Below are 2,596 nucleotides of genomic sequence, written 5' to 3' on the forward strand. Positions count from 1 at the left end.
CAATCCTGCGATTGATATGCTCAATCGTGATTGGAGCATCCTGCTTAATAACTGAATGCCTGGAATTGTTGTGATACGGGTGCGTGTGGAGTACTCTTCCATGCGCACCTTTTTTTATTCCCCTACGAGTATAAACCTGGGGAAGAAACTACAGAAAGGATACTATCATGAAGAAAAGAAAGCTTAACAAATTTCTGGAATGGCGGGCCAAGGTAGGCGAAACGAAATACTTCACCCCCAGCAAGGCCCAGCGTAAGGCGGGGGCTGTGGTCATTAAACAACCTGGGACTGACGAATACGGCAAGGTCAAGAAGAATGGCCCCCTGCCTGGTTCTATACGGGGGGTGGGAAATGGATACTTCAGCCATTACTCTCGAGGGTGCATACTGGGCAATGAAGAGCCGCAGGGAACCCCAATCAGCCCCGCCGAAGTTCAAGCGGCGAAAGAACTCATTCGCTCCAAGATCGCCAAAGACTTTAGAATGGCTTTCCTGGTGATAGGCAAGATTGTACGCAAGGCCCAGAACAAAGATCAGGCGTCTATTGACTGGTGCCTGGCCCGCAACATCAAGTTCTAACCCGTCATGGGTGCTCAGGCCCCGTCTGGAGTCTCGGGATTCCGGGCGGGGTTTTTTGTTCAGACATTCGATTCTCTAGCCCCACCGTGGGGACTAGAACCCCTATACCCTTAGATGCAAGAAAGGATTCTATTATGCGCACCAACAAACTGCCAGATCTCTCCGAGTTCCATCAGTCGGGATTCAAACCCACCGCCTGCAAGATCATTCGAGGCCCCCGCCTGGCCCTCGATGAAGTCAGGTACGACCGATGGGTGGTGCGACCGGGGGGCAAGTACAACACCTACCTCCGCAAGGTGGGTAACGAGGGGCTGGTGATGATCTACTACCTCCCCTCGAAAGGTTGGAGGGTGGCGTTCTGTGAAGATGGAGCCCTCTCCAAGGGAAGGGTGCCTGGCCCCGGTTCCAAGCGGGCCAAGAAGACCTGGACGATAATTGACCGGGTCTTTGGGGGGCATAATGAAGCAATGCTCTGGGCAAAGCATCAGAGCTGGTGAGCCGTCAGGCGAACTACCCCGGTGAGCCGTCAGGCGAACTACCCCGGTGAGCTTCAATCAATTCGACTTCTGAATCTCTGGTTTCGGGAGGGCCAGCGGGCCCCCACCTGGGGGCCTAGACTTCTCCCCGCGTTATCGCGGTTCATATAGGTTTCATACGCAGCTAGTTTTGAAACCCCCCTACCCCCGGCTCGGTCCCTCTATTGAATGTGGATCGCCACCCAAAGACCGGGTCGGGGGCTCCTTATTTACCTCCTGAATTAGAATTTCGCTAACCTGCGAGAAAAATCAGGACTTACGTCATTTTAGCCCCTAAAAAGGCCAAAAATTGAAATTCGCCTAACCCATGAGAAAAATAAAGACTTACAGAAAGGAATCCAACCATGAAGAAAAACGTAAAAGGTACACCTCGCAGCTACAGATGGACCAACCCACAGAGTATCAACACAGACCCCTCCGGGCTGGTCTTTAAAATCGATGAGTACACCATCACCTCTCTTAATCGAGGAGTATACGTCCTGGGCCTCCCTGGCGGCAGAATGGCCATATTTGACGGCGACAAATGGTTCACCACCGACAAACTCGAATGGCCGTGGTTGTTCATGGAAAAATGCCCTATGAACCTCCAGCCCTACACCCTCATCGCCCTGGAACAACTGACATTCGTACGAGGGGCCATGGCGGGGGTCAGGCTCCAACACAAACTCTCCTTAGGATACGCAGAAAGCCTGCTCAGACCCCCCTACTCTCCTGCCCTGATGGCAGTACTGCTGGATCTTAATGAGGTGTCGCAATGAGCTTCCCCCAAACCATATTCCTGGCGTATATCATACTCATGGCAATCGTAACACTCCTACCGGTGCTGATAGACTGGTAGAAAGGACGAATATGCTCGTACTGTGCAGAAAAGCAGGCCAGTCGATCATGATCGGTGATAATGTTAAACTCACCATCATAGAGATACACGGCTCGAAGGTCCGTTTGGGCATAGAAGCACCCGCCCAAGTACCCGTGCACCGTCAGGAGATATATGACCTGATACAGGACCAAAAGAACCTAAGTGCTGTAAGCATAGATAGTTAAGGCCAAAAAACATATCTAAGTTGTTATATTTGGCCCCCGGTGGAGTACAAAAAAGACCCCTCGCAGACCCCAAATTGACCTGTTTAAGCTGTTTTGACTACATCTTGACAAGGCCATTTTCGACCTAACTCTATAATGAATATGGGTTTAGGTGCTAAAAACGCATCAAAGTTGTTATATGTCTGCGCCCTGGGGAGTAACGAATACCCGATGAGGTATAAAAGCACGCTTGCAATTAACATACAACAACAGGTAATACACACTATTATGCCACTTTATACCCGATGGGGTGTGTTTGAAAGCAAGCTCGGAGGACTTTATGAACCCTTCCAAAGGAATCGAGACAAAGGCGTACTGGGAACATAAGTGTTCCTTGTGCCACAAGACAATTGTGGCCCTTGGCAAGCCAACATCTGGGTGGGGTTGCAGTGCATGCGA

General features: G+C 50.8%; 4 protein-coding genes. All 4 read left to right on the top strand.

Annotated features, from left to right (window positions below; genetic code table 11):
- Positions 1 to 167 precede the first annotated feature (167 nt).
- The 4 genes from LHW48_06920 to csrA all read left to right on the top strand — a co-directional run bounded on the left by LHW48_06920 (position 168) and on the right by csrA (position 2,158).
- Positions 168 to 578 (top strand): hypothetical protein, encoded by a 411-nt coding sequence (locus tag LHW48_06920; protein ID MCB5260188.1) that lies wholly within the window; start codon positions 168 to 170, stop codon positions 576 to 578.
- A 134-nt stretch (positions 579 to 712) separates the two neighbouring features.
- Positions 713 to 1,075, top strand: coding sequence for a hypothetical protein (locus tag LHW48_06925; GenBank protein ID MCB5260189.1), 363 nt, complete (start codon positions 713 to 715; stop codon positions 1,073 to 1,075).
- Between the two features lie 383 nt (positions 1,076 to 1,458).
- The gene (locus tag LHW48_06930) at positions 1,459 to 1,872 is read left to right on the top strand and encodes a hypothetical protein (GenBank protein MCB5260190.1); all 414 of its coding nucleotides are present in this window, start codon (positions 1,459 to 1,461) and stop codon (positions 1,870 to 1,872) included.
- Positions 1,873 to 1,963: 91 nt separating this feature from the next.
- The gene (gene csrA, locus LHW48_06935) at positions 1,964 to 2,158 is read left to right on the top strand and encodes a carbon storage regulator CsrA (GenBank protein MCB5260191.1); all 195 of its coding nucleotides are present in this window, start codon (positions 1,964 to 1,966) and stop codon (positions 2,156 to 2,158) included.
- Positions 2,159 to 2,596 lie beyond the last annotated feature (438 nt).

The sequence above is a fragment of the Candidatus Cloacimonadota bacterium genome, from assembly GCA_020532355.1.
Classification (GTDB): domain Bacteria; phylum Cloacimonadota; class Cloacimonadia; order Cloacimonadales; family Cloacimonadaceae; genus UBA5456.